Here is a 23,295-nt window from a genome sequence, read left to right as displayed (position 1 = left end):
CTTAGAACCGGCCTTTAAAGGCTGGTTTTAAACTATTTCTGACTAGAGACCCCCCCCCTCACTAAATCTTTTACTGTGATATGCCATGGTAGGTATCTTTCTATAGCATTGGGCACCTCTTGATGCCTCATCATTGACATTTAAAGCCCTTAAATGTCAATGGTTAATATAACTTCTTTAGCGTTGGCTTTATAGTAAATTTAAAGTTCTGAGATCTCGATTTTACTCACCATCCAATCTTCAACCTCACTTTCAAGCCAAGCTTTACGCTTCCCCATCACCGCAATATTTTTAGGAAAGTCACCTGTTTTAATCAGGTTATAGATACTGCTACGGCAGAGTGTTGTTTTTTCCATTACTTGTTGTAGTTTTAAAAATCTCATGATGAATTCCGGTTAGTTCAACTCATGAGATAACGAGAATGTGCAATAAAAAACGTCTCTTCATAAACGCTCACATTCCAACTTTTTTAACACACATATCACTCCTATGTATCCACCAGCATAGGAACTCATTATGTCCACCTCGATTATTCAATTAATTTCAATTGTACGCTTTCATCCGACACCAGATGCCCAAGCTACTCATACAATCAACTCACCTTAAAGCCTAGCGTGCAGAGCTTCGTCTCTTGCTATCAAACAGAGTGAGAGTGACTTGTTTCAACATCGTTATACCGTCACCTCTATTTTGATCCGCTTAGTTAAAGGTGCGCACGATGAGTAAAACCACTCATGTGAGCACTCGCCAGCATATGGTATTAGCGCTTGAGCTATACAAGCGCATACCGTATTGGCATAAAGTCACGGCTTCTGATCTCAAAGCACAGCTTCAGGAGATCGGTATTGATCGAGATATTCGAACGATTCAACGTAACCTTGATGTGTTGCTTGAGTATTTTGATATTGACCGAGATACCCGTGATAAACCTTATGGATACCAACGAAATCCAACTAAAGCTTTTGTTGGCTCCGCTACTCAAGAGGCACTACTTTTGTGTCTGGCTGAGTCTCACTTCCACTACTTAATCCCTACCCATATATCCCATACTCTTCGGTCGTTATTTGAAGACGCTAACTACCGATTAAAATCCTTAGCTCAGGACTCAAAAGAGTCTCAATGGTTACGAAAAATCGATTTGCTCGGCACTTATGAACTAAGGCGTAATATCAGCCTTGATGCTTACGCAGCTATCAGTCAAGGGCTTTACCACAATCGTTGGTTAAACTTGCACTATTACTCTGAAGGGGGACAACACAGAAAAGATGTCATGCCATTAGGTCTTGTACAACAAAGTAATACATTGATATTGGTGTACCGCCAGAAGGGAAATAAAGACGCTACTTTTGTTGATGTCAGCCATATTCACAAGGTCACACTATCAACCTTCACGTTTGCTTACCCACAAGACTTTGACTTACAACACTCAGCATCGGGATACACCAATACAGAGCATGAGCGTTACACACTCGAATTCACTATTACTAAACAAGCGGGTGAACATCTCTACCAAACACCACTTTCCAACGACCAACGTATCTCTGAATTCGATACGTATTTACACATCACTGTTACGGTTTCTAATACACCACCGTTAGTGGCGTGGCTAGAAGCACATAAAAACCACATCACCTTTTCAGAACAACAACCTACACCGCCGTCAATTAAAAGTCCCCAGCTTCAAACCACTTCTCTAAATAGCGATAGCGGTCTCACTTAGTGCTGCCCCATGCGACACCAGATGCCCAACCTATTGATAACCTGACAACAAACAGGGATGTCACATAGGGTTGCCGTCTTTCTATGTGATCCACTACGACATAGACGGGGAGAGAAGTTCATGACAATTAAAGCGATTCGAACATTACTTAACAAGCACCGTTGCCTAGCTTCATTCAGCTGTGAATATTGCGGAGGTAGCCACAGTTCAACCTGTGACATTTGCGATATGCCCCCATGCCGATGCGCTTGCTAGTACCACACGTTTAATACCCACCATTAGCGGTTTACGAAAGTAAGCCGCTTTTGTTTTCTATGCATTTATCCCTGCAAACCAATCTATTAATAAAAAGGAGTTTCCTATGAAAAAGACGTTAGTTTCTGTGCTCATTGCAAGTGCTACCCTTGCTGGTTGCGGCGGTGGTGGCTCATCTGAGCCTTCACAACCATCCAACTCTACGTTGTTATCTGGTCGTGCTATTGACGGCTATATCGTTGGTGCCACGGTTCATTATGATTTTAATTCAAATGGTGTTGCCGATCCTGATGAGCCATCGGCTATCACCGAGGCTGGTGGTGTGTTCACTATTGAAGGTGACATAACAGAAGAGCAACAAGCCTGTCTTGAATACGTTCCAGTGATCGTAGATGTGCCTGTAGGAGCTATTGATGAAGACTTAGGGGAAGTGGCTCAAGCTTATGTACTTAATCTTCCACCAGCGTTCACGTTGCCTGAAGAGGTAGCGAATGGCTCCGTTAACATCACTCCACTCACCACAATGTTGTGGGAGTCAGCTAAACAGACGGTTGAAAGAGAGCAAGTTGCTACATATAGCTGTGAATTAGTGAAAGACAATGAACAAGTCCGCAATGCCATAAAAGACGCCATGCGTAACGTAGCGGGTGATTTAGTTTGGCATTTCAATATCTCAGAGGAAGATCTGTGGAGTGATTACATAGCGGATGGTAACAGTTCGGTCTACGATATTGCTGAGCAGCTTATGGCATCCATTCAACTTTCATTTGAAGAAACTTATGAATTGTCGCTTCAGTACCCATATGCACATATCAACGTGGCTCACTACCTTAACGATCCAACGGACAGGCAACGTCAAGATGATGAACAGTTGTGGTACAAATCGATCTCCATACGTCAAGGTAGCTTCTGGTCTGAATCAGTCTATGCGGTAGATGACAACTGGCTACCCGAACGTTTGATTAGAAACTACCTGCAAGAAGACACTATCACTGACTTTGGTACGGTGGGCTATGTGAATGAATACCGTAACATGAGCTCAGCTCCAAACTTTGACGATTACATTTGCAGTAAATCAGAAACCTTACTTTCGAAGGAGGCTGAAACTGGCAACCAGTACGGTATGAATAACAAGTCATCGTTCTACGATCTGAGTGAATTGGAGTGTAGTGAGGTTGGTTTGAGTGATACTGCTGATAGCCAAAACATGACGCTTTCGACTGCGAGAGTGAGTGGTGTGTACGATGAAGACGGAAGCCGTTACAAGTGGAATACAGTACCAAGTGAGTACACGCATTGGTTAGGTTTCAGTGCTGATGTGGAGAGTATCGACATTGATGCATTAAATGCTGATATCGCAGCACTACCACAAGTCTATGGTACTCAAGATTCTGTTGGGGCTGATTGGTGGGAGCACACAAAACGCTATAAGGAAGGTGAGAACAACGTATCTGAGCATCGAACTAATACGGCGACTGAAATGCCCAATGGCGAGATGGCAATGCACTATCGATTTGTTTCCTATCCTAATGGGACGTTCAAGTATGAGTGTAGCAGTGGTGATGGATGGTATGACTGCACGAAGTAGCCAAGTTAAGCTGGCAGCATAGAAGGGAGCGATTGCTCCCTTTTCTAACATTTAATGGGGTTATTCTCAAAGATACTTGTAAGGTAGCTTCTACTGGAGTTAATAAAACTGCGAGTACATATGGTTTGAAGGGGAATAAAATAGCCACTGTGACATTTTTAATTTTTTGAGCAAGAATGTGTGCTTGAAAGCCTTTTGTATCAATGGGTGTTGATGGAGGCTCTTCTTTGTGTTTCCATGCATATTATATCTTGTATATATAGCGCAGTGTGACAAATGCTAAGCTCTGTTGATAAATTTCTTAAAAAGAATGGCCCATCCTTAAGCTCAGAAGTAACAGAGTTTCTGATTCAAAAGGAAAACATTTCTTCCGCCGCTGCTCGACAACGAGTGTCTCGTAGTGGGGGGAATGTACTACGACTAGATTTATCTTTCCCCCGTAGAGCTAAGTTTTTATTCTTAACCGAGCAAGCTGGTACTGAAATATACTGGATCCGACTAGAGGAAGCATTGCTGAAGTCAAAATCGGCATACGGTTTCGCAATTTCTGCATTGCGTGCGCGCGATGGAATAATGCCTTCTTTTCATTTTGAAATTGCCTGCGGTTCCCCAGTTCAACAAAAAAAGCACTTATCAGCCAATATGGTTCTTCAAAGATTAATTAGGACGAACCTATTAAAGGAAACATACGTTGAGGGTGTTGGTCAGTGCGTGTACCTAGGAATTCATTCGAATCATTTTGAAACCCTTATCCCTCGCTTAAAAGCACGCCTGCTTGCCGAAGAGTTGATATTACGAGGCCTATATGGATGGCTAAGAAAGCTTGGCTTTGCATCTTACAACCAGCTAAAAGCTCGTACTGAGGGTAAAAATCCTATAGTAAGCACAACTGCTTGGGATTTGGCTGGCCCATCCTATTTAAGCCCACTGGTTTCATTTAATAATGATAGTAACTCACCAAATCCTGGCTTTGTTATTTGCGATATTTTATTGGGACATGAAGTCTCTGAGAAAGATATTCAACCGTTCATTCAGAAATTGAATGCACTTAGAAGCCTACGGAAGGTAGGTAAGCAGTTGTGCTTTTTTGTTGCTGATTCATTCAGTGAGACTGCATTTAAGCAACTAAAAGCGATGGGGATCTCTCCTGCGACGACATCTGTAATATTTGATAATGATATAGGGAAAGGGCTCAACGAGCTCATATCCTTATTATCCAAAGTTGCTACAGATGCTATATCGCCAGAGAAAGTGGATACCATATTCAAGACGTTAGGCAAAGTAGAAGGGGCGTCAAACCGTTTACGAGGTACATTGTTTGAATACATGATAGCTGAAACAATGCGATCACTTAATGGTTTAGATGTAACACTCAACCGCTTATGTAAAACTATGAATGGTGTAAAAGAGGCAGATGTAATCAGTGTCAATCATCGAGATATAAGGTTTATTGAAGGAAAAGGATACAACCGAAATAAACGAGTCACTCTCGAAGAAGTTGAATATTGGTTGACGGAACAAATCCCCGTGTTTAGAGCGTTTTGTCTTGCCCACCCTGATGATTGGTCTCGTCGGAATCTGATTTTTGAGTTCTGGACGACTGGAGAGTTTACGCCAGAAGCATTGGAGCGCCTAACGACGGCACAGCAGCTAACTAAAAAATACAGTATAGAATTTCTTGATGCGCAGAAAGTAACTGATGTTATTAAACAAACCAAAGCTACTTCATTGATCAAAACCTTTGGTGATCACTTTGTACATGAGCCCATGATACTTGCTAACTAATATATCTTAAAGGAAGCTATTATAGCTTCCTTTAAGGCTACTGCTTATTCAGTGCTATCACGCTCACCAATACGTTCCAATACCCAATCTGTCACCTCTTCTTCTACCCATGCCACTGAACGACAACCTGATGACACTGCTTTTGGAAATTGGCCTTCGCCCATGTACTTGTAGATGGTAGCTCGTGCAAGGCTGGTTAAGGACATGACTTCTTTTAGTTTGATTAATCTCATGATGAATTCCGGTTAGTTCAACTCATGAGATAACGAGAATGTGCAGTTAATTACTTCACTGCGTAAATCACCACACTCCAACTTTTTTCAACCACACATTACCTTTCTGAAGCCAGCTAGTCGCGGGCTTCCATTTATGCTCGTTTCTTAAATCAAACTAAGCAGGAGGCTCTTATGCCGTTTGTGTTCATTGCTGGCTTTATCGTTGGCGCAGGCTTGTATCACATCAACAAGGAGGCGAATGGTGAATCCCCACCAACCTACTAAGACACTAATCGAGTTGTTCATCTATGGCGTTGTGAGTGGTTACAACTGGGCTAAACGACAAGATAAACAGCAACCATGACCTAAAGCAGCCCAGCGTGATCGGGCTGCTTCTATGGGGAAGGATTCCATTATTTTTTAGCTACATATTACTTGGATGCACATACCTTTAACGCACAAGAAGGAAAGTAGATGCATTCAAATCATTACACGCCAAACGAGCCCACAGAGCTTCGTCAAATCCTAGAGACCGCAGCGACTATGCTCGCAGCGAAGTATGCCCGTTCGGGTTCATTCACCAGTCCAGAAAACACTAAGCAATACCTACAGATGAAACTGGCGCATTACGACAGAGAAGTGTTTGCCGTGATGTTTCTTGATAATCAAAACCAACTGATTGAATACAAGGAGATGTTCTTTGGCACCATTGATGCCGCTAGCGTTTACCCAAGGGAAGTCGTCAAGGAAGGATTACTACTCAACTCGGCTGCGGTGATCTTTGGTCATAATCACCCGTCCGGCTTACCTGAGCCATCACAAGCCGATCGCAGAATCACTCAACGTCTGTCTGATGCATTAGCGCTAGTTGATATCCGAGTATTGGATCACGTTGTGGTCGGTGAGCAATGCGTGTCCTTTGCTGAGCGAGGTTTGTTATGAGCCAAACCACACCCCATCGACTGCTGGTGGAATACCTCAATGCTCTTACTGAGCAATTAGATATTCCCACCTTTGCTACACGTATCGCCCTTAACTTTCGAGTGTCGAGCTACTACCAAGATCGTAGTGGTTTTCATCCTGTCGAGATCCAACTCAACAGATCGACAAACCAATCAGACAACACTCATTGGAACATCGTCTTTGTCACTAGCTTTGCTTATCCAGACGAACAAACCGAAAAGATGGAGGTCGAGCTTTACTTCAATTTTCTGCGTGGATGGTTCTATCAACCGGACATTGAACGCTGTGAGCTCCACCAGCCACAAGTAACCAGCCTATATCAAAGCTATGAACGGTCTTTCCTCAAGCAAATTCAGCAAGGCTCCTTTGATGGTATCCAAGCAACACTCGTCAATATCGATACGCCCAGTGAATCATCAATCTCATCACCACTAACCTAGGAGGCATACCATGCCAGCCACAACCAAAATTCAAACGATGCAGTTTCACCCTTGTGTGCTGCCTATCTCTACTCGCTTTCATAACGCCATTACTAAGCAGGTTCAGGAAGCGAGTCTTGATTACTATTCAGATACCTTAACCATTAACTTTCGTGACACGAGCTATAACGCTGAAGCTGGTGGGTATCATCCAGTAGAAATCATGATCCGCAATGAAGGTGATAAGTGGCGACTCTGTTACATCACCGACTTTGCCTATTCTGGAGGTGTCTATCCAGAGCTAGCCATCGAGCTTGATTTCCATATTGAGAGCAACATATTCAGGCAGATGTTTTTAGCTCCTTGCGCTCTAGCACATCGAGAAGTGAAATCTTTCTATCGAACGTGGGAAAGTAACTTTTTGGAGTATTTATCTGATGGTGTGTTTGACCAAATCAAAGTCACCAAGAGCTGAAAAGCATCCAAGTTCCCATTTTAGCAATTTGGGAACTTGCCAACCCTTATGGAACAAGGCTTTTCTTTTCTAGCCTGATTTGAAGTTCCTCTAATCATCATTTTCATCGAAAAAAGGAAGCTGCGTTATGGCAGAAGTTCAAGCGGTGAAAAACCGTGACACAATCCAGCTCATCGGTCACTTATTAGAAATACGGCATAGTAAGCAAATGTCGGATATATGGAATGTCGGTATCAATCTGGCTTTACGGATTTCTGATTTACTGGCGATTAAGTTCAGTGACATCGAAGAAGACCGTTTAACCATCCGTGAATCTAAAACGGGCAAAGTAGCCCAGATTGCATTAAATCCAAGAAGCTTAGAAATCATCCTTCGCATTAAAAAGGAGAATCCCCACCACATCTACCTATTTCAGTCTTACCGAAATCAGCAAGCAATAAACAAAGCTGCCAATCCATTGAGTCGTCGGGCTGTTAGCCAAGCTTTCTCGTCGATTGGTGAAGAGATTAGTTTTCCACTGGGAACTCACTCAATGCGAAAGACCAGAGGCTATCACCTCTACAAAAGCACCAAGGATATTGCACGGGTGATGCGGATGCTTCGCCATAGTTCAGAAGGTGTAACGCTACGGTACATTGGCGTGACACAAGACGATATTGATAATGACTTTAGGGAGTTAGTATTATAAATACAGAGTCGACCACAACTCTTCTGCCGCCAGCTTGCCGATTAATACAGATACACGAAGCACTAATGGTAACTGCCTCAGATCATTCAACCATTTACAAATGGATGAGTGAAGGGGACTTTCCCAGAGCAGTAAAACTCAACTCTCGATCGGTTCGGTGGCTTAAAAATGAAGTTCAAGAATGGATTACACGTAAACGGGAGCAGCGTGGTATTACAGTAACGTAGGCGTGGAGCCTACGTTACTTAAGAGGTTGGTATTACCTCTTTTTTTCACACATCTTTTTTATGTTCTGACTCATTTCTGGACATTTCTTTATTATATATCTTGCTAAATTAGAAATCAGTAAATTGACTGAGATATGAGAAACTCGTTTAGTTGAGTGTTCAGTCAGGATGGAGCTGATCTCCAAACGATATAACCCTTCAACAAAACAGCTGATATATGTGAGTCCGCTTAGGTTTAGCTGGCCCGAGACTGTATTTTAGATGACACCTTATTTGGCTCGACACATCAGTTGATTATCTTCACCCTATCAAAAAATCTATCGATCTCGTGCCTCAACGGTGTGCCTTTAGTAAGGTTGATGTCGTCGATGTCTGTTAATAATACGCGTTCAAAATAGACTTTTTTACGTGAAGGCTCAAACTTATAAGCTTCCGCCATTGCATCAACGTAACCTATTGCTTCTTCATGAGATTTCTTACTTAAATGTAGTGACAAATCAAACAATTGTGGTGATTCACCATTGCGAGCTAACGTGAGGTAATACGGCCAAAAATCGTCAGGTGTGATGGAATGCAACTGGTGAGTAAAGTTGACTTTATCTTTGACATACTCCAATGACAAGTCGATATGACGCGGTGCGATGGTCATTAACTGATCTTCAAAGTGCTCAAATTCATTAAAGGTGGATAGGTAATATAGATCATAGTAGTTGTCTTGCAGCACACTCAACAACGGAACAGTACGTAGCTCAGGATGCTTGGCGATCAAATTGAGATAAATGCGTGGATCGATATTGAGCAAAGAGACACTTTGTTCGCCAATTGGAAGTTTGGTGGATTTTAACAACTTGATTAATTGAGAGTATTTCTGGCTAAGCTTTTTATTAAGTTCAAACCACGTTTTTTCAATCGGGTACTCGAAGTCTTCATCAATGAGTCTAAGGGCGTTCTGGAGATTGATTCGGATGTCGCTACTGATATCTGGTAGGGTTAAGATCTGCTTAATAGCTGATACGAGCCAATCATCATTGAGTTGGACGTAATAGTCATCAAACTCATCGCCATGGTCACGTTCGTGGCTATCTGACAATATATAAACTTGATTCCAATCTGGAAAATGTTCTTGCGCCCACTCACGATAGGCCGACAATTGATTGTCATGCGCTTTCGATCCGTCCTTGCGTTCAATCACAACGAGGGTTTGACTGTTGCGATCAAGTACTACAATATCGATACGCTTTTTATTTGGCAAGGTGAACTCAGTGATCACTCGGGCGCCAGAATATGTGTGGCTTAGTAATTCATAAGCATGTGATGAAGATGAGTCGTCTGGCAAATTATTCACATAGGCGCTGAGTAGTTGCCTGATAAAATAGTCGTATTGACGATGGCCTTCTTTGGGATCAAGGAACCACCATAACATCATACAGATCTGCTTTTCATCAAAGGTGATAAAATCTCCCAGATAGCTATTGGAATAATAGGTTCGAGTGAGGTTAATATAATCGGTGTCATTGAGTAGTGGCGCAAGTGATTTTAGCAATGGTGTTGTAATGTCTGAAATCATGGTTTTTTCTCTGTCTTGCGTGGTTCTTTGAACTGATAGTAACCCAATTGAATACGAAGTTCCGTTGCTTAAGAGAGAGCTTTGGACGAGATATCAAATAATGAGGTCAACTTGACCTCAAACGTTGGTTACCAAGTAATTATTAAGTATTCGATTAGTTGTATGGTGACAAAGGTAGTCGACTTTGTTGCTTAATTCAAAGAGAAGGCATACCTACCCCCGTAAGCTTGTTCAGCGCTTTGATCATTGCGTAAGTCTCACCAACCTGAGCGTTGTAATTTCTTAGGCTTAGAAAGTCTCTAATAAAACTGGATCATTACACACCTAGTCCATATTCCTCTTTCGACTCAACTGTGAGTAAAAGAAGCATGGGATATCAATGAGCCAGAATTGATCTTCTGGCTCAGAGTGATTATTAAAGCTAAATCAATCCCTTCCTTGGATTACTGCATCCAAAGTTACGGCGACCATCACCAAGTATCTTTGTTTCAGCCTTTGCCAAGTAAGCCAACCTAACCGCCACTTCACCCAAGTCTTTCTGAAATCGTGCTGGTGGGTGATTACGGTTCAACGTATACATAGGGCGCTCAGGGATATGAACCAATCCCTCAGCCTCATCTATCGTAAGCCCTAATGCACTAGCCCATGCGTTGTTAACCATACAAGCCAAAGTACCTTCGTAATGAAGCCTACCAAATGGATAGTAACCATCCTGATTGACCGCTAATGCCACATGGTAATGTTCATTGTGACTGGTGTTACGTTCCCTTACCCAAACGTAATTTAACGGACACGGGTAGATACGCTTCCCTTGTTTGGCTTTATTCCTCTGGTCGAAATGCATCTGAGTTTTCAAAGAGGCTATAAACCGTTTCATCAAATCAACACCGGTATTCACATAGCAGGTCGGCACATCACGTTCTAAAGGGTTGTCAGAGTTCAAGCCATTGTTAGGTATACGTAGGTCAATTCGAGCGATGAGTGTTCTAGGGTGGATCGCTAGGGCTCCCATAACAGTGTCATTGATACGGGCAAGGTGGTGTTGGTTTAAAGAACCGTAGCTAAGTGGGATTTGAGCAAATTGAAACATGTTCATGAAATCTCTCCTGTGTTGTTTGATTTCACATAGAAAGAGAATGATGCGTAACAATTTACATAAAACCGTTCTGCCGTGGCAGTGGGTGAATCTCTATTGCCTATGGCTAGAGATCTTAACTGACTAATCAACATGTACTGCATTCATCAGTAGTGTGGCTACTGAGTGTTGTACTGCTCTTATAAAGAGTGTTTGTTAAGTAGCTATATTACTAATCCACTGAGAGCACTGTTTCTTTCAGGGCTGTAGTACTGGAGTCATGTCGACGAAGCGCCAAAGATTAGACCTAGCTAGGGTGATTGGAACTGAGGTCACTCTGAAGTTATGCCATTCCATGATCGCAATCTTTACATACAGTAACTCTTCCAATTTGTCACATTCAAAGCTCACTAGTCTATTTTGTCTAGTACAACGTCTACCCCAAATTCATCTTGCCAACGTTTCAACACAGAAGCTCTAATCCCTAAAAGCATACTTAAACCAGCGAACAATAAACCTAACTAACTGATAATAATTTAAAATAATGATATATATAACACATAAAACACTACTGTATATTGACGATATAACCACTTTAAATCTACATTAATCATAACTAAAAATACTACTTAGTAAGCATTGTTATGACTGCAACAATTAGTGTTCCATCATGGGTATCAAGTACAGGTATAAACCTTCGTCAAGCTGAATACTTCATCTATGAACTATCTAAAAACAACCCTCTTCAAAGGCCCAAGCCTGCAACGGTATCAGAAGCAATTCTTATCGTTAATCAAGCCATCAATGATATGTATGAGTTCGATGATCAGAAGAGAGTAAAAGCAAAAGAGCTCGTAGATAATGCCTCCACATACCTACTCCCATTGGATGAATTTGACTGGTTGAAAGTTGATGAACGCTGTAACTATTGGGCATGGGTATATATAGCAATTGATCAATCATTCAGCTTACAAGTCCCAGGTTCATACCCAGCTCCACAGTTTGCAAAGTTTTATAACGCATACGGATTAAACCCTATGCCAACTAATTCAAAAGAACGTTACACAGAAATTGTTCGATTTTTTGATATGGGAAACTGGGCGAATGAAACACAGCGCCAACAACTAGCGACAATGAAACAGGTATGGCAATCCATCTTTATAGCCCCCAAACCTTTACGCTGGTTAAGTCCAAAGGATGAAGAACAATGTATTTGGGCATGGGGCTACTTTACGTCGTACTTTCAGAACAGCAATACAACATCTAGCCCTCCGATACTTGGGGTCTTTCCACAGAACGCAAAAGAACGATACCTAGCTTTATGTGCTTCATTTGATGCTTGGTACGCCAGTGCTGAAAGTAAAAAACTGTTCCTGATTAACATCAACAAAGCATGGCACCAAAAGAAACACAGAGACAATATGAAAGGTAGGAAAGCGTGTAGTTTTGTTCTTCAGGACAATGTCAAAAGCCAGCTTGATGAACTAGCACTGAAGGATGGTAAGAACAAGAATGAATACATTGAAAAATTAATTCTAAACGCCTACAAAGAATCATCTCAATCTAGCGGCGGTTAAAATGGTGGTTATAATGGTGGTTATAAATACAAACAGACAACAAATTAAAAGTAAGATATTGATTTAATGTATTTATTTTAATAAATCGACATTCAGATCCAGAACATTGAGTAACAGTCTGTAAGCTGTACACGATAAAGAATAATCAGTGTTGATTAGATCAAAAGGAGCTCCTATTTTTAGGGGCTTTTTTTTGTGGATATAGTAATGACGATCAAGACTAGTCAGTAACATGGTAGTTACGCAGGAGATTTACTTAGAGCAAAAGGTAGATACAGCGATAGTTAGAACGAGATAACGGACGTAAAACAGGATTTTTGAATATTTTGAGGAGGTATTGTAAATGGAGAAGAGTGTTGCGGTAAAACTGAGGGGGAAGCCGATTTTAGAGAGAAAGTGACGCAAGTTGCTAATGCAACCTGCGCCGACTTAAAATCTTATAGAGCTACAACGTTTGCAGCTTGAAGACCTTTTTGGCCTTGCTCTACTTCGAAAGACACTTGTTGGCCTTCTTTAAGAGTCTTGAAACCTTCAGAAGCGATTGCACGGAAGTGTACGAATACGTCAGCGCCGCCGTTGTCTTGAGTTAGGAAACCGAAGCCTTTCTCTTCGTTAAACCATTTTACTACGCCGTTTACTTTGTTAGACATGATGTGTCCCTTATATAAAAATAAAAAATTAATCGCCAAAAGTGCGATGCGCTGAAAGCTTGAATTATTTAATGTATCTATGAAGCTAAGGGAAACACTGAGAATAACAATGAAGCAATACTAAGGGTTCTACTTTACAACTGGATGTTTCATTTAATAACCCTGAGAACAGAGCGACGTCATTCTTGGTGATCTGAGCCTGCTTGTAAAGCGTTATTTGGACAATTTGATGTTTTTTTGTTCAACCGACTTAAATTAAAAGCCCAACGATATCGTTGGGCTTCATTTATAAAACTTTAACCTTCAAAGTGTTACTCATCTGGCTGCTTGGTTCTAAGGTCTACATACGGCCAATAATGATGTCCAACACGAATCAACAATGTTGCTGCGGCCAAGATAAATGCCGCTAAAGATAACCAAACGATCAATACCGCATCGAGTTCTTTCATGCCCAAAGTGATGTAACGAGCAATCGCCATCATCGCGATATAGATCGGGTATCGCACTGGAATCTTACCGTTCATCACAAACTGCTGAACCATCGCCAACACTTCTAAATAGATAAACATCAGCAGAATGTCAGTCAATTGCACTCGGCGTTCAGCGAAGACATGCATGAACTCTTCGACCATCGCAAACAAGGTCGCAAGCGTGATCGCCACCAGCAATACCGCTTCCATAATGTGGAATACTTTTAAAAACGGCTTACTAAAAGATTTAGGTAAGTTAGAAGGCATAGTTACTCTTCAAGAAATAATTAATCCAGTCTCTACAATAGCATGCATCAATATAAGTCGCGTACTGTCAAAGCATCGACTTTAGGATAACGCCATCAATTCATCGGTAGCCAACATTAAGAGGCAACAGTAAAAAGCAACAGATACAAAAATGGCCCCACATTCACTGCAGAGCCATCTGTTTGTCTTTTACTTAGCGACTTCTTAGTGGCTAATTAGCCTTAAAGCAGAATCAGGTAAGTTAAGAACACCACACACAGTCCGTAGATAAGCGGGTGTACTTCTTTGCGCTTACCTGCCACAACCATTGTGAATGCGTAGCTGATGAAGCCCATCGCCATACCGTTCGCTGGAGAGAAGCTTAGCACTGTGAACATGATGGTAAAGAAGGCTGCAATGCGTGACTCTTTCTTTTCCCAGTTGATCTGACCAAGGCGACCTACCATGTAGATGCCAACCACGACCATCGCCGGTGCAACCATTGCAGCTGAGAAGATAGAGAAGATTGGGTATAGGAACAGCGAGATTAGGAACAGACCAGCCACCATCACTGCTGCCAAGCCCGTTTTCGCACCTTGAGAAGACGCAATGCCAGACTCAGAGAAAGCAGTGATCGATGTGGTACCAAGAATCGAACCAATCACAGTACCGCCCGCATCTGCTACTAGAGCCGATTTCGCGTTTGGCACCTTGCCGTCTTTATCGATGATGCCCGCATCACGGCCAACACCAACAATCGTGCTCAAGCCATCAAAGAAATCGACAATCAAGAAGATAAGTACGATGAACAGTAGGTCGAACATTTTTTCTGGCGTGAAAGCAGAGAAATCGAAGATAGCGCCAAAGCTGCCAGCCATGCTTGGTGGCATAGCAATAAACTGCTCTGGGATTGGTGCATTTGAAGTGCCCATGAAGACGTCAGCAAGAATGGTCAACACGATAGCAGAAACGAATGAGATGAACGTTGCTAGCTTGATGTCACGAACCATACAACCCAGTGCGATGAAGATGCTCACGTAAGCGATGATCACTTTTGGATCGGAAATGTCGCCTAAGCCAACCAATACGAATGGGTTAGAAACGATGATGCCCGCATTCTTAAGGCCTAAGAAAGCAATGAACAGTCCGAGAGACACCGTAATCGCCAACTTCAAATCTTCAGGAATCGACTCAATCATCGATTTACGAATATTGGTTAACGAGAACGCGAGGTACAAGATACCAGACAGGAAGATGCCGAACAGCGCCTCATTCCAAAGTACCGCGACTGAACCACTCAATAGTAAGCCTTTGAAGAAGCCATTCATGCTCATGCCCGGCGCAAGCATCACTGGGTAGTTGCCCCAAATGCCCATGATTAGGGTTGCGATTGCCGCAGACAGAGCCGTTGCAGTAAACACGGCGCCTTTGTCCATGCCTGGAATATCACCCAAAATTGCTGGGTTAACCGCCAGAATGTAACTCATCGCCAAGAAAGTAATGAAACCCGCGTACAGCTCAGTGCCAATCGTGGTTTTTCTTTCAGTGATTTTAAACATCGAATCAAGCGAGCCAGAGGTGTTCTGGGCTTTCAGGGTGGAATCGGTACTCACAACAAAACCTATGCAATAAATTAAGAATTTGGTGATTCAAATGCTGTGAGAATAGAGAGGTCTCTACACTAAAAACTGTAGTCACCAAGGTAGGCTCGGTAGTAGAAACATCTAGTCCATCTCACTAGATATATACAGCATTTAATCGTTTGCGCGGATTGTAAGGATTGAGATTAAAACTTCAACAAATTTTGTCCAGATCACATAAAAAAGTACCGATGATGAGTCATTACATTTATACAAAGATCCTTGAGAAGATCATTTGCTAATAAATAACGATCAAGCCAGTTGTTCTCAATCATCTAAATATGCTACTCTTCGCCTCCATTTTTCTGACCTAATTTTCACCAGTTGCTTCTATTAGTTTTACTCGTTATCTCTTTATAGACGTAACCAACGGAACAACAATTAGAGTCAGTGCTATCTTTTATAGTGTAGGTTTATCACCTTCACTCAATCCAACCAACAGTGGAAATATACAGATGGGCAAAGGTACTCTTTACATCGTATCTGCACCTAGTGGCGCAGGTAAGTCGAGCTTGATCTCAGCAATGCTAGAAACCAATCCAACCTACGCAATGAAGGTATCTGTTTCACACACCACTCGCGGTATGCGCCCTGGTGAAGAAAATGGTGTTCACTACCACTTCGTAGAGAAGCATCATTTTGAAGACCTTATTACTAAAGGTGAATTCCTAGAGTACGCTGAAGTGTTCGGCAACTACTACGGTACTTCACGCGTTTGGATTGAAGAAAACCTAAACCGCGGTATCGATGTATTCCTAGATATCGACTGGCAAGGTGCTCGTCAGATCCGTGAACAAATGCCTCAAGCGAAGAGTGTCTTCATTCTTCCACCATCAAATGGTGAACTAGAGCGTCGTTTGAATGTTCGCGGTCAAGACAGCGACGAAGTTATTGCGAAACGCATGAGCGAAGCAAAATCAGAGATTTCTCACTATGCAGAATATGATTATGTGATCGTGAATGACGACTTTGATGCAGCCCTAATGGACTTCAGAGCTATCATTCGTGCGGAGCGCTTAAAAGAAGATAAGCAAGCAGCTAAATACAGCGGCATGCTTACAGCACTACTGGCGGAATAATCTAGAACTGGATTTTCCATTGAGATAAGTATACGGTGATCTAGAAAGTCTCTAGTTAAACTTGTATACTTTCTCGTCATCAAAAATTTATTAGTTAATTACTATTTGGAGTCCTCATGGCACGCGTAACTGTTCAAGACGCTGTTGAAAAAGTTGGCAACCGTTTCGACCTAGTTCTTATTGCGGCTCGCCGCGCACGTCAAATGCAAACTGGCGGCAAAGATTCACTAGTGCCTGAAGAAAACGATAAGCCAACGGTTATCGCTCTTCGCGAAATCGAAGAAGGTCTTATCACTAAAGACGTACTAGATGCTCGTGAACGTCAAGAGCAACAAGAGCAAGAAGCGGCTGAACTTGCAGCAGTAAGCAGCATCGCTCACACTCGTTAAGAACGTCATTCGAACTAATTAACCTTCCGGGCCTTTAATTTGTATCTATTCGATAGCCTCAAAGACGTTGCCCAAGAATACCTAACAGAGCCTCAAATTGAGGCTCTGCGTCAATCTTATGTGGTAGCGAGAGACGCCCATGAAGGGCAAACCCGCTCAAGCGGTGAACCATACATTATCCACCCTGTAGCTGTTTCAAGAATCCTGGCAGAAATGCGTCTGGATATCGAAACCCTGCAAGCTGCTCTGCTTCATGATGTCATCGAAGACTGTGATGTCACTAAAGAAGATCTAGAGGAAAAATTTGGCAATACCGTTGCTGAATTGGTTGATGGTGTATCTAAGCTGGATAAGCTTAAATTTCGTGATCGCAAAGAAGCGCAAGCAGAGAACTTCCGCAAGATGGTTCTCGCCATGGTGCAAGACATCCGCGTTATCTTGATCAAATTAGCTGACCGTACTCACAACATGCGCACGCTTGGGGCACTTCGTCCTGACAAAAAGCGTCGTATTGCTCGTGAAACCCTAGAGATTTATTCTCCACTAGCTCACCGTCTTGGTATTCATAACATCAAGACCGAACTAGAAGAGTTAGGCTTTGAAGCCCTCTATCCTAACCGTTATCGCGTACTTAAAAACGTAGTGAAAGCTGCGCGTGGTAACCGTAAGGAAATGATCCAACGTATCCATAGCGAAATTGAAGGCCGCCTTGAAGAGGTCGGTTTGCCTGCTCGCGTACTTGGTCGTGAAAAGAACCTGTTCTCCATCTACAACAAGATGAAAACTAAAGAGCAGCGCTTCCACACCATTATGGACATCTACGCTTTCCGCGTCGTGGTTGATACCCCAGATACTTGTTATCGCGTACTTGGTCAGGCTCACAGCCTGTACAAGCCTCGCCCTGGCCGCATGAAAGATTACATTGCGGTACCAAAAGCCAACGGCTACCAATCTCTGCACACGTCAATGATCGGCCCTCATGGGGTGCCAGTTGAGGTTCAGATCCGTACTGAAGATATGGATCAAATGGCAGACAAAGGTGTCGCGGCGCACTGGTCTTACAAAGACAATGGCTCACGCAGCAGTAATGGCACAACCGCACAGGTTAAAGCACAACGTTGGATGCAGAGCTTACTTGAGCTGCAACAAAGCGCGGGTAACTCATTCGAATTCATTGAAAACGTTAAGTCTGATCTGTTCCCAGATGAGATCTTCGTGTTCACGCCGAAGGGTCGCATTGTCGAACTTCCTGCAGGCGCAACAGCGGTCGATTTTGCTTACGCGGTGCATACTGATGTCGGCAACATGTGTGTAGGTGCTCGTGTAGACATGAACCCTTACCCACTCAGCAAATCACTGAAGAACGGTCAAACGATTGAGATCATCAGTGCTCCGGGCGCACGTCCGAATGCAGCATGGCTCAACTACGTGGTGACATCACGTGCACGTACTAAGATCCGTCAGGTTCTGAAAACCATGCGTCGTGAAGAGTCGATCACGCTAGGCCGTCGTTTACTGAATCATGCACTTGGCGAACACTCTATTGCCGATATCGGCCAAGAAAATCTAGAGCACGTATTGTCTGACTTACGTCTAGAAAGCGTTGAAGACTTGCTGGCGTCGATTGGTCTTGGTGAGCTGATGAGTATCGTAATTGCTCGTCGTCTGCTTGGTGATGCTGACGAACTGACTGAAGTAGAAAACAACAGCGACACACCGAGGAAGAAACTTCCAATCCGTGGTGCTGAAGGTCTGCTACTGACGTTCGCCAACTGTTGTCACCCAATTCCAGATGATCACATCATTGCCCATGTATCTCCAGGTCGTGGCCTTGTGGTTCACCGTGAAACGTGTCCAAACGTTCGTGGTTACCAGAAAGAACCAGACAAATACATGGCAGTTGAATGGTCTGACGATTACGACCAAGAGTTCACAGCTGAACTTCAGGTTGATCTGCAGAACCACCAAGGTGCACTGGCTGAGTTAACTAATGTTATCTCGAAAACAGGCTCAAACATTCACGGTATTTCTACCGAAGAACGTGATGGACGCCTGTACACAGTGACAATCTTGCTGACCACCAAAGATCGTGTTCACCTTGCAAGTATTATGAAGAAGCTACGTGTGATGCCACACGCGCTGAAAGTAAGACGTCGTAAGAACTAGATCTGAAAGTAGATAGATAAAGCAGATGAGAGATACGAGTCTCGAGATGCGAAGAGCAAAAGCTTTTCACCACTCAACTTTTCGTATTTCGAGTCTGCTTTAATTTTTTATACCACCCTATTCTTTTCGTATCTCGATTATCCGCATCTGCTCTTCATCCCTTCGAATCCCATTAACTCGCACCCCGAACCTGCTCTTCATCCCTTCGTATCTCGATTACCCGTATCCCGAATCTGCTCTTAATCTTTTCGTATCTCGTTTACCCGTATCTGCTCTTATCTCTTCGCATCTCGCTTACTCGCATCCCGTACCTGCTTCTAATCTGCTCTTTCGCTTTATCCTGTACAAAAATCCAGTAAAATGCTTGAATAGATTATCTCTCTTACGTTTATGAGCCTTGTTATGTCACAGCTTTTATCTGCAATCCCTCTCAACTCTTTATCTGGAGTCGGCGCAAAAGTCGCAGAGAAACTGGAGAAGGTTGGGCTTAACAACGTACAAGACTTACTGTTTCACCTTCCTTTACGCTACGAAGATAGAACACGTATCTATCCAATCGTAAAGTTGCACGCCGGCCTTTGGGCTGCTGTACAGGGCAAAGTAATGCACGTCGATACCATTTTCGGTAAACGTAAGATGCTCGCAGTAAAGATCAGCGATGGTAACGGTACGATTACGCTGCGCTTTTTCAACTTTACTGCAGGAATGAAGAATAACTTTGCTGAAGGCAAACAAGTGCACGCCTACGGCGAGATCAAACGCGGTAATATGGGACTTGAGATCGTCCACCCTGACTACAAGTTCTTTGCCCCAAGGCAGCAGCCAGATGTTGAAGCTAACCTGACCCCGGTGTACCCAACCACTGAAGGGCTAAGACAAGTCACACTGCGCAACCTCACTGACCAAGCTCTAGAGCTAATCGACAAAGCTGCCGTCAATGAGCTGCTACCGTCTGGCTTGTACGACCACCAAATCACCCTAGCACAAGCACTGCATACCATTCACAGGCCTCCTCCAGGCATTGACCTAGAGCTGTTTGATGAAGGTAAACACCCTGCTCAACTGCGTCTGATTATGGAAGAGCTACTGGCTCAAAACCTGTCGATGCTGTCTGTTCGTAGCAAAGGACAGCAAGACAAGGCGATGCCTTTTCCTCCAGCGAACACCCTCAAAGATAAGCTGTTGGCTCAGCTGCCTTTTTCTCCGACCAATGCGCAAGCACGAGTGACCAAGGAGATCGAAGCTGACTTGGAAAAGCCGCACCCTATGATGCGTTTAGTGCAAGGGGATGTAGGTTCAGGTAAAACCTTGGTTGCTGCACTAGCGGCGGTTCGCGCACTGGAACATGGCCAACAAGTCGCCTTGATGGCACCAACAGAACTATTAGCCGAGCAGCACGCGATTAATTTTACTAACTGGTTTGAAGCAATGGACATTCAAGTCGGTTGGCTGGCAGGTAAACTCAAAGGCAAAGCCCGTGAAACCGAACTGGCACGCATTGCTAGCGGCGAAGCGCAAATGGTGGTCGGTACTCATGCCTTGTTCCAAGAACATGTCGAGTTCAAAAACCTTGGCTTAGTGATCATCGATGAGCAGCACCGATTTGGTGTCCATCAGCGTTTAGAGCTACGTGAAAAAGGGGCAAAACAAGGCTATTACCCGCACCAGCTAGTGATGACAGCAACACCAATTCCACGAACGCTCGCCATGACGGCCTATGCCGATCTCGAAACCTCGATTATCGATGAACTGCCACCGGGTCGTACACCGATTCAAACCGTGGCGATTCCTGATACCAAACGGGATGATATCGTTGAGCGGGTGCGTAACGCGTGTCTTAATGAAGGAAAACAGGCCTACTGGGTATGTACGCTGATTGATGAATCCGAAGTATTGGAAGCGCAAGCCGCTGCTGATACCGCAGAAGAGCTGCAACGTAAATTGCCAGATGTGAAAATTGGTCTGGTACACGGCCGAATGAAACCCGCCGAGAAACAAGCGGTGATGCAAGAATTCAAAGAGAACAAACTGCACCTATTGGTTGCGACTACGGTGATTGAAGTGGGTGTGGATGTACCTAACTCGAGCTTAATGATCATCGAGAACCCAGAACGTCTTGGTCTAGCACAACTGCACCAATTACGTGGCCGTGTTGGTCGTGGTTCGGTCGCAAGTCATTGTGTACTGCTGTATCACTCGCCGCTATCTAAAACCGCTCAGAAACGTTTAGGTGTACTTCGTGAAAGTAACGATGGCTTTGTGATTGCTCAACGAGACTTAGAGATCCGTGGCCCCGGCGAGCTACTTGGTACTAAGCAAACTGGCCTAGCCGATTTTAAGATTGCTGACTTGGTACGAGACCAACGTTTAATCCCTGAAGTACAGCGTATCGCACGTCATATTCACGATAGCTACCCAGACAATGCTAAGGCGATCATCAATCGCTGGTTGGGTGAGCGTGATGTTTATTCTAAGGCGTAACTAGCAAAACTAACGTAATCCAAAACGCAAAAGGCTTCCCTCAAGGAAGCCTTTTTCGTGTGTGTTACTTCCATCAATCAAGAACGAGATTCCCTATTCGCTCGTTCCTCACGATAGAGAATGACGATCAAAGTAAACTGTCATCGTCAAAGTCCATGGTTAGCAATGCGTCATCCTCGAGAGGGAAGAATGGCCGAGTCGGGGATCTATGTTCAGCCCCCAACCACTCAATAAAACCTAAGGCTTCACTGGGAAACTGATCTGAGCCTTCAAGCCACCTTCACTACGGTTATTCACCACTACCGCACCTTGATGTTGGCTGACAATGCGCTTCACAATTGCCAAGCCTAAGCCCGTACCCTCACTGCCTCGAGCCGTATCACCGCGAGTGAACGGTTCAAACAACTTACCGACTTGGTCTTGTGGGATGCCCGGACCATTATCTTCTACCGTCACCCAAGCCAACTTATTATCTGCAGTCATACCGGTCGATACCTTGACCCAACCATTACCATAGCGCAGCGCGTTCACCACCAAGTTACTCACTGCACGCTTCATCGCGATCGGGTTGCCCAACGCAGGTTTCATGGTTTCTGGAATATCGGTTTCAATCTGAACCTCGTAGCCACCCTCAGAGCTCGATACTTCGCGTGCAATATCATCGACAAACACCGCTTGGAATGAATCACGATCGACTGGCTTTAAGTAATCCATGAACTGACTGATGATCTCGTTACACTCTTCAGTATCACTGATGATCCCTTCGGCTAAGTAGGCATCCTCTGGGGACATCATCTCAGTCGCTAAGCGAATACGCGTTAACGGAGTACGCAAATCATGACTGATACCGGCCATCAAGAGAGCCCTATCTTCTTCCAGTTCTTGTATGCCTTTCGACATCTGATTGAATGCACGAGTTACCGAACGAATTTCTTGCGCACCTTGCACTGGTAATGGCGGTGGAATGTCACCGCGTCCAACACCTTGTGCGGCTTTCTCTAGCGCAATGAGCGGGCGGTTTTGCAATCGGATAAACAGCCAACCACCTGCGACGATCAACATCGCCATGATCAAGCTGTTACGAAATAGTGGTGCAAAATCTTCTTCTTGCAACTCAGAGAGTGGTATACGAATCAAAGAGTTAGGCAGCTGAGCAATGTCCATCCACAGCACATAGCTCTCTTTACCTAGAATCAACCGCACTTCGGTTTCAGAGCCCAGCTCTTTGGTCATCTCCTCACTCATTAGGTCAATTGCGACCGCATGATAATACTCACCCGCAGCCTCGCTATCCTTGGCGTGAACCGTCACTCCGAGTTGCTCAAGCACACGCTGACGCAATGGTGCGTCAATCTCGATATCACTACTGCCTTGATCCAATACCAGGTTTAACTCGTGAGCCAAAATCTTATTAAACTGCTGCAAGCTCGGCATCAATGCGTAGTTAAACACGGCGTAATATGAAAAGATTTGGCTAGCAACCAACAGGGTTAAGAAGAGCACTATCGACTGAGTAAAGGAGCTACGTATGCGCATAGGAGACCTAAAGTGAAAGGTGGAGAAACAGAGACATAATAGAAACTATAACTCTAAACCATTGTGCTGAATACAAAACGGGCC

General features: G+C 43.7%; 21 protein-coding genes and 1 riboswitch. Of the genes, 13 read left to right on the top strand and 8 right to left on the bottom strand.

The features are described 5' to 3' along the window. Nucleotides 1-200: 200 nt before the first annotated feature. A complete protein-coding gene (locus AB6E85_RS06700) occupies nucleotides 201-383 on the bottom strand; it encodes an AlpA family phage regulatory protein (RefSeq protein ID WP_371711837.1) in 183 nt (60 codons plus the stop codon). A 335-nt stretch (nucleotides 384-718) separates the two neighbouring features. Between AB6E85_RS06700 and AB6E85_RS06695 the strand changes: the two genes are divergently transcribed. From AB6E85_RS06695 to AB6E85_RS06685, 3 genes are all read left to right on the top strand, one after another. Next, the gene (locus AB6E85_RS06695) at nucleotides 719-1,720 is read left to right on the top strand and encodes a helix-turn-helix transcriptional regulator (RefSeq protein ID WP_371711836.1); all 1,002 of its coding nucleotides are present in this window, start codon (nucleotides 719-721) and stop codon (nucleotides 1,718-1,720) included. 361 nt (nucleotides 1,721-2,081) lie between these two features. Beyond that, nucleotides 2,082-3,563: a hypothetical protein gene (locus AB6E85_RS06690; RefSeq protein WP_372141948.1), complete on the top strand. Its 1,482-nt coding sequence runs from the start codon at nucleotides 2,082-2,084 to the stop codon at nucleotides 3,561-3,563. Nucleotides 3,564-3,839: 276 nt separating this feature from the next. Beyond that, on the top strand, nucleotides 3,840-5,348 hold the full coding sequence (locus tag AB6E85_RS06685) for a hypothetical protein (protein ID WP_371711834.1): 1,509 nt from the start codon (nucleotides 3,840-3,842) through the stop codon (nucleotides 5,346-5,348). 44 nt (nucleotides 5,349-5,392) lie between these two features. Here AB6E85_RS06685 and AB6E85_RS06680 read toward each other — a convergent pair whose 3' ends face one another. Next, nucleotides 5,393-5,581 (bottom strand): AlpA family transcriptional regulator, encoded by a 189-nt coding sequence (locus AB6E85_RS06680; RefSeq protein ID WP_371711833.1) that lies wholly within the window; start codon nucleotides 5,579-5,581, stop codon nucleotides 5,393-5,395. Nucleotides 5,582-6,037: 456 nt separating this feature from the next. Here AB6E85_RS06680 and radC point away from each other — a divergent pair, with 456 nt between their 5' ends. The 5 genes from radC (at nucleotide 6,038) to AB6E85_RS06655 (ending at nucleotide 8,335) form a co-directional block, all read left to right on the top strand. Further along, nucleotides 6,038-6,505: a DNA repair protein RadC gene (radC, locus tag AB6E85_RS06675; protein WP_371711832.1), complete on the top strand. Its 468-nt coding sequence runs from the start codon at nucleotides 6,038-6,040 to the stop codon at nucleotides 6,503-6,505. Then, nucleotides 6,502-6,966 (top strand): DUF2787 domain-containing protein, encoded by a 465-nt coding sequence (locus tag AB6E85_RS06670; protein ID WP_371711831.1) that lies wholly within the window; start codon nucleotides 6,502-6,504, stop codon nucleotides 6,964-6,966. Before radC ends, AB6E85_RS06670 begins: the two co-directional genes overlap by 4 nt. A 10-nt stretch (nucleotides 6,967-6,976) precedes the next feature. Then, nucleotides 6,977-7,420, top strand: a complete 444-nt coding sequence (locus AB6E85_RS06665) for a DUF2787 family protein (RefSeq protein WP_371711830.1) — start codon at nucleotides 6,977-6,979, stop codon at nucleotides 7,418-7,420. A 127-nt stretch (nucleotides 7,421-7,547) separates the two neighbouring features. Then, nucleotides 7,548-8,108, top strand: coding sequence for a tyrosine-type recombinase/integrase (locus tag AB6E85_RS06660; RefSeq protein WP_261857399.1), 561 nt, complete (start codon nucleotides 7,548-7,550; stop codon nucleotides 8,106-8,108). Continuing rightward, nucleotides 8,102-8,335 (top strand): helix-turn-helix transcriptional regulator, encoded by a 234-nt coding sequence (locus AB6E85_RS06655; protein ID WP_371711880.1) that lies wholly within the window; start codon nucleotides 8,102-8,104, stop codon nucleotides 8,333-8,335. The genes AB6E85_RS06660 and AB6E85_RS06655 overlap by 7 nt, the downstream gene beginning before the upstream one ends. 286 nt (nucleotides 8,336-8,621) lie before the next feature. On the opposite strand, the gene AB6E85_RS06650 is transcribed toward AB6E85_RS06655, so the two are convergent. Together AB6E85_RS06650 and AB6E85_RS06645 are read right to left on the bottom strand one after the other, a co-directional pair. Next, on the bottom strand, nucleotides 8,622-9,902 hold the full coding sequence (locus AB6E85_RS06650; RefSeq protein ID WP_371711829.1) for a PD-(D/E)XK nuclease family protein: 1,281 nt from the start codon (nucleotides 9,900-9,902) through the stop codon (nucleotides 8,622-8,624). A 421-nt stretch (nucleotides 9,903-10,323) separates the two neighbouring features. Further along, on the bottom strand, nucleotides 10,324-10,998 hold the full coding sequence (locus AB6E85_RS06645) for an inovirus Gp2 family protein (RefSeq protein WP_372141947.1): 675 nt from the start codon (nucleotides 10,996-10,998) through the stop codon (nucleotides 10,324-10,326). 623 nt (nucleotides 10,999-11,621) lie between these two features. On the opposite strand from AB6E85_RS06645, the gene AB6E85_RS06640 reads away from it, so the two are divergent. After that, on the top strand, nucleotides 11,622-12,554 hold the full coding sequence (locus tag AB6E85_RS06640; RefSeq protein WP_371711827.1) for a hypothetical protein: 933 nt from the start codon (nucleotides 11,622-11,624) through the stop codon (nucleotides 12,552-12,554). Nucleotides 12,555-12,991: 437 nt separating this feature from the next. Here AB6E85_RS06640 and AB6E85_RS06635 read toward each other — a convergent pair whose 3' ends face one another. The 3 genes from AB6E85_RS06635 to AB6E85_RS06625 all read right to left on the bottom strand — a co-directional run bounded on the left by AB6E85_RS06635 (nucleotide 12,992) and on the right by AB6E85_RS06625 (nucleotide 15,533). Continuing rightward, entirely contained in the window at nucleotides 12,992-13,204 is a 213-nt protein-coding gene (locus tag AB6E85_RS06635) for a cold-shock protein (protein WP_017071067.1), read from the bottom strand. Nucleotides 13,205-13,515: 311 nt separating this feature from the next. Further along, nucleotides 13,516-13,941 carry a phosphate-starvation-inducible protein PsiE gene (locus AB6E85_RS06630; RefSeq protein WP_017079068.1) on the bottom strand — a complete coding sequence of 142 codons (426 nt, stop codon included), beginning with the start codon at nucleotides 13,939-13,941 and terminating at the stop codon, nucleotides 13,516-13,518. Between the two features lie 221 nt (nucleotides 13,942-14,162). After that, nucleotides 14,163-15,533: an NCS2 family permease gene (locus tag AB6E85_RS06625; protein WP_017062465.1), complete on the bottom strand. Its 1,371-nt coding sequence runs from the start codon at nucleotides 15,531-15,533 to the stop codon at nucleotides 14,163-14,165. 58 nt (nucleotides 15,534-15,591) lie between these two features. Further along, nucleotides 15,592-15,691: riboswitch (purine riboswitch) on the bottom strand. Between the two features lie 324 nt (nucleotides 15,692-16,015). Between AB6E85_RS06625 and gmk the strand changes: the two genes are divergently transcribed. The 4 genes from gmk (at nucleotide 16,016) to recG (ending at nucleotide 21,675) form a co-directional block, all read left to right on the top strand. Next, nucleotides 16,016-16,639, top strand: a complete 624-nt coding sequence (gmk, locus tag AB6E85_RS06620) for a guanylate kinase (protein WP_017062466.1) — start codon at nucleotides 16,016-16,018, stop codon at nucleotides 16,637-16,639. 116 nt (nucleotides 16,640-16,755) lie between these two features. Beyond that, nucleotides 16,756-17,028 carry a DNA-directed RNA polymerase subunit omega gene (gene rpoZ, locus AB6E85_RS06615; RefSeq protein ID WP_009848003.1) on the top strand — a complete coding sequence of 91 codons (273 nt, stop codon included), beginning with the start codon at nucleotides 16,756-16,758 and terminating at the stop codon, nucleotides 17,026-17,028. 39 nt (nucleotides 17,029-17,067) lie between these two features. Next, the gene (spoT, locus tag AB6E85_RS06610; RefSeq protein ID WP_372141945.1) at nucleotides 17,068-19,194 is read left to right on the top strand and encodes a bifunctional GTP diphosphokinase/guanosine-3',5'-bis pyrophosphate 3'-pyrophosphohydrolase; all 2,127 of its coding nucleotides are present in this window, start codon (nucleotides 17,068-17,070) and stop codon (nucleotides 19,192-19,194) included. A gap of 402 nt (nucleotides 19,195-19,596) precedes the next feature. Continuing rightward, nucleotides 19,597-21,675 (top strand): ATP-dependent DNA helicase RecG, encoded by a 2,079-nt coding sequence (recG, locus tag AB6E85_RS06605; protein ID WP_107899020.1) that lies wholly within the window; start codon nucleotides 19,597-19,599, stop codon nucleotides 21,673-21,675. A gap of 237 nt (nucleotides 21,676-21,912) precedes the next feature. Here recG and envZ read toward each other — a convergent pair whose 3' ends face one another. Further along, nucleotides 21,913-23,211 carry a two-component system sensor histidine kinase EnvZ gene (gene envZ / locus AB6E85_RS06600; protein ID WP_102432194.1) on the bottom strand — a complete coding sequence of 433 codons (1,299 nt, stop codon included), beginning with the start codon at nucleotides 23,209-23,211 and terminating at the stop codon, nucleotides 21,913-21,915. Between the last annotated feature and the right edge of the window lie 84 nt (nucleotides 23,212-23,295).

This window comes from Vibrio sp. 10N.247.311.51 (assembly GCF_041467855.1).
GTDB classification, from domain to species: Bacteria; Pseudomonadota; Gammaproteobacteria; order Enterobacterales; family Vibrionaceae; genus Vibrio; species Vibrio coralliirubri.
This window is presented reverse-complemented; position numbering and strand designations above follow the sequence as displayed.

Bases quoted from the DNA above. Each gene is read 5' to 3' on its own strand.
- AB6E85_RS06700 (WP_371711837.1), bottom strand. From the start codon at position 383: ATGAGATTTTTAAAACTACAACAAGTAATGGAAAAAACAACACTCTGC.
- AB6E85_RS06695 (WP_371711836.1), top strand. From the start codon at position 719: ATGAGTAAAACCACTCATGTGAGCACTCGCCAGCATATGGTATTAGCG.
- AB6E85_RS06690 (WP_372141948.1), top strand. From the start codon at position 2,082: ATGAAAAAGACGTTAGTTTCTGTGCTCATTGCAAGTGCTACCCTTGCT.
- AB6E85_RS06685 (WP_371711834.1), top strand. From the start codon at position 3,840: ATGCTAAGCTCTGTTGATAAATTTCTTAAAAAGAATGGCCCATCCTTA.
- AB6E85_RS06680 (WP_371711833.1), bottom strand. From the start codon at position 5,581: ATGAGATTAATCAAACTAAAAGAAGTCATGTCCTTAACCAGCCTTGCA.
- radC (WP_371711832.1), top strand. From the start codon at position 6,038: ATGCATTCAAATCATTACACGCCAAACGAGCCCACAGAGCTTCGTCAA.
- AB6E85_RS06670 (WP_371711831.1), top strand. From the start codon at position 6,502: ATGAGCCAAACCACACCCCATCGACTGCTGGTGGAATACCTCAATGCT.
- AB6E85_RS06665 (WP_371711830.1), top strand. From the start codon at position 6,977: ATGCCAGCCACAACCAAAATTCAAACGATGCAGTTTCACCCTTGTGTG.
- AB6E85_RS06660 (WP_261857399.1), top strand. From the start codon at position 7,548: ATGGCAGAAGTTCAAGCGGTGAAAAACCGTGACACAATCCAGCTCATC.
- AB6E85_RS06650 (WP_371711829.1), bottom strand. From the start codon at position 9,902: ATGATTTCAGACATTACAACACCATTGCTAAAATCACTTGCGCCACTA.
- AB6E85_RS06645 (WP_372141947.1), bottom strand. From the start codon at position 10,998: ATGAACATGTTTCAATTTGCTCAAATCCCACTTAGCTACGGTTCTTTA.
- AB6E85_RS06640 (WP_371711827.1), top strand. From the start codon at position 11,622: ATGACTGCAACAATTAGTGTTCCATCATGGGTATCAAGTACAGGTATA.
- AB6E85_RS06635 (WP_017071067.1), bottom strand. From the start codon at position 13,204: ATGTCTAACAAAGTAAACGGCGTAGTAAAATGGTTTAACGAAGAGAAA.
- AB6E85_RS06630 (WP_017079068.1), bottom strand. From the start codon at position 13,941: ATGCCTTCTAACTTACCTAAATCTTTTAGTAAGCCGTTTTTAAAAGTA.
- gmk (WP_017062466.1), top strand. From the start codon at position 16,016: ATGGGCAAAGGTACTCTTTACATCGTATCTGCACCTAGTGGCGCAGGT.
- rpoZ (WP_009848003.1), top strand. From the start codon at position 16,756: ATGGCACGCGTAACTGTTCAAGACGCTGTTGAAAAAGTTGGCAACCGT.
- recG (WP_107899020.1), top strand. From the start codon at position 19,597: ATGTCACAGCTTTTATCTGCAATCCCTCTCAACTCTTTATCTGGAGTC.
- envZ (WP_102432194.1), bottom strand. From the start codon at position 23,211: ATGCGCATACGTAGCTCCTTTACTCAGTCGATAGTGCTCTTCTTAACC.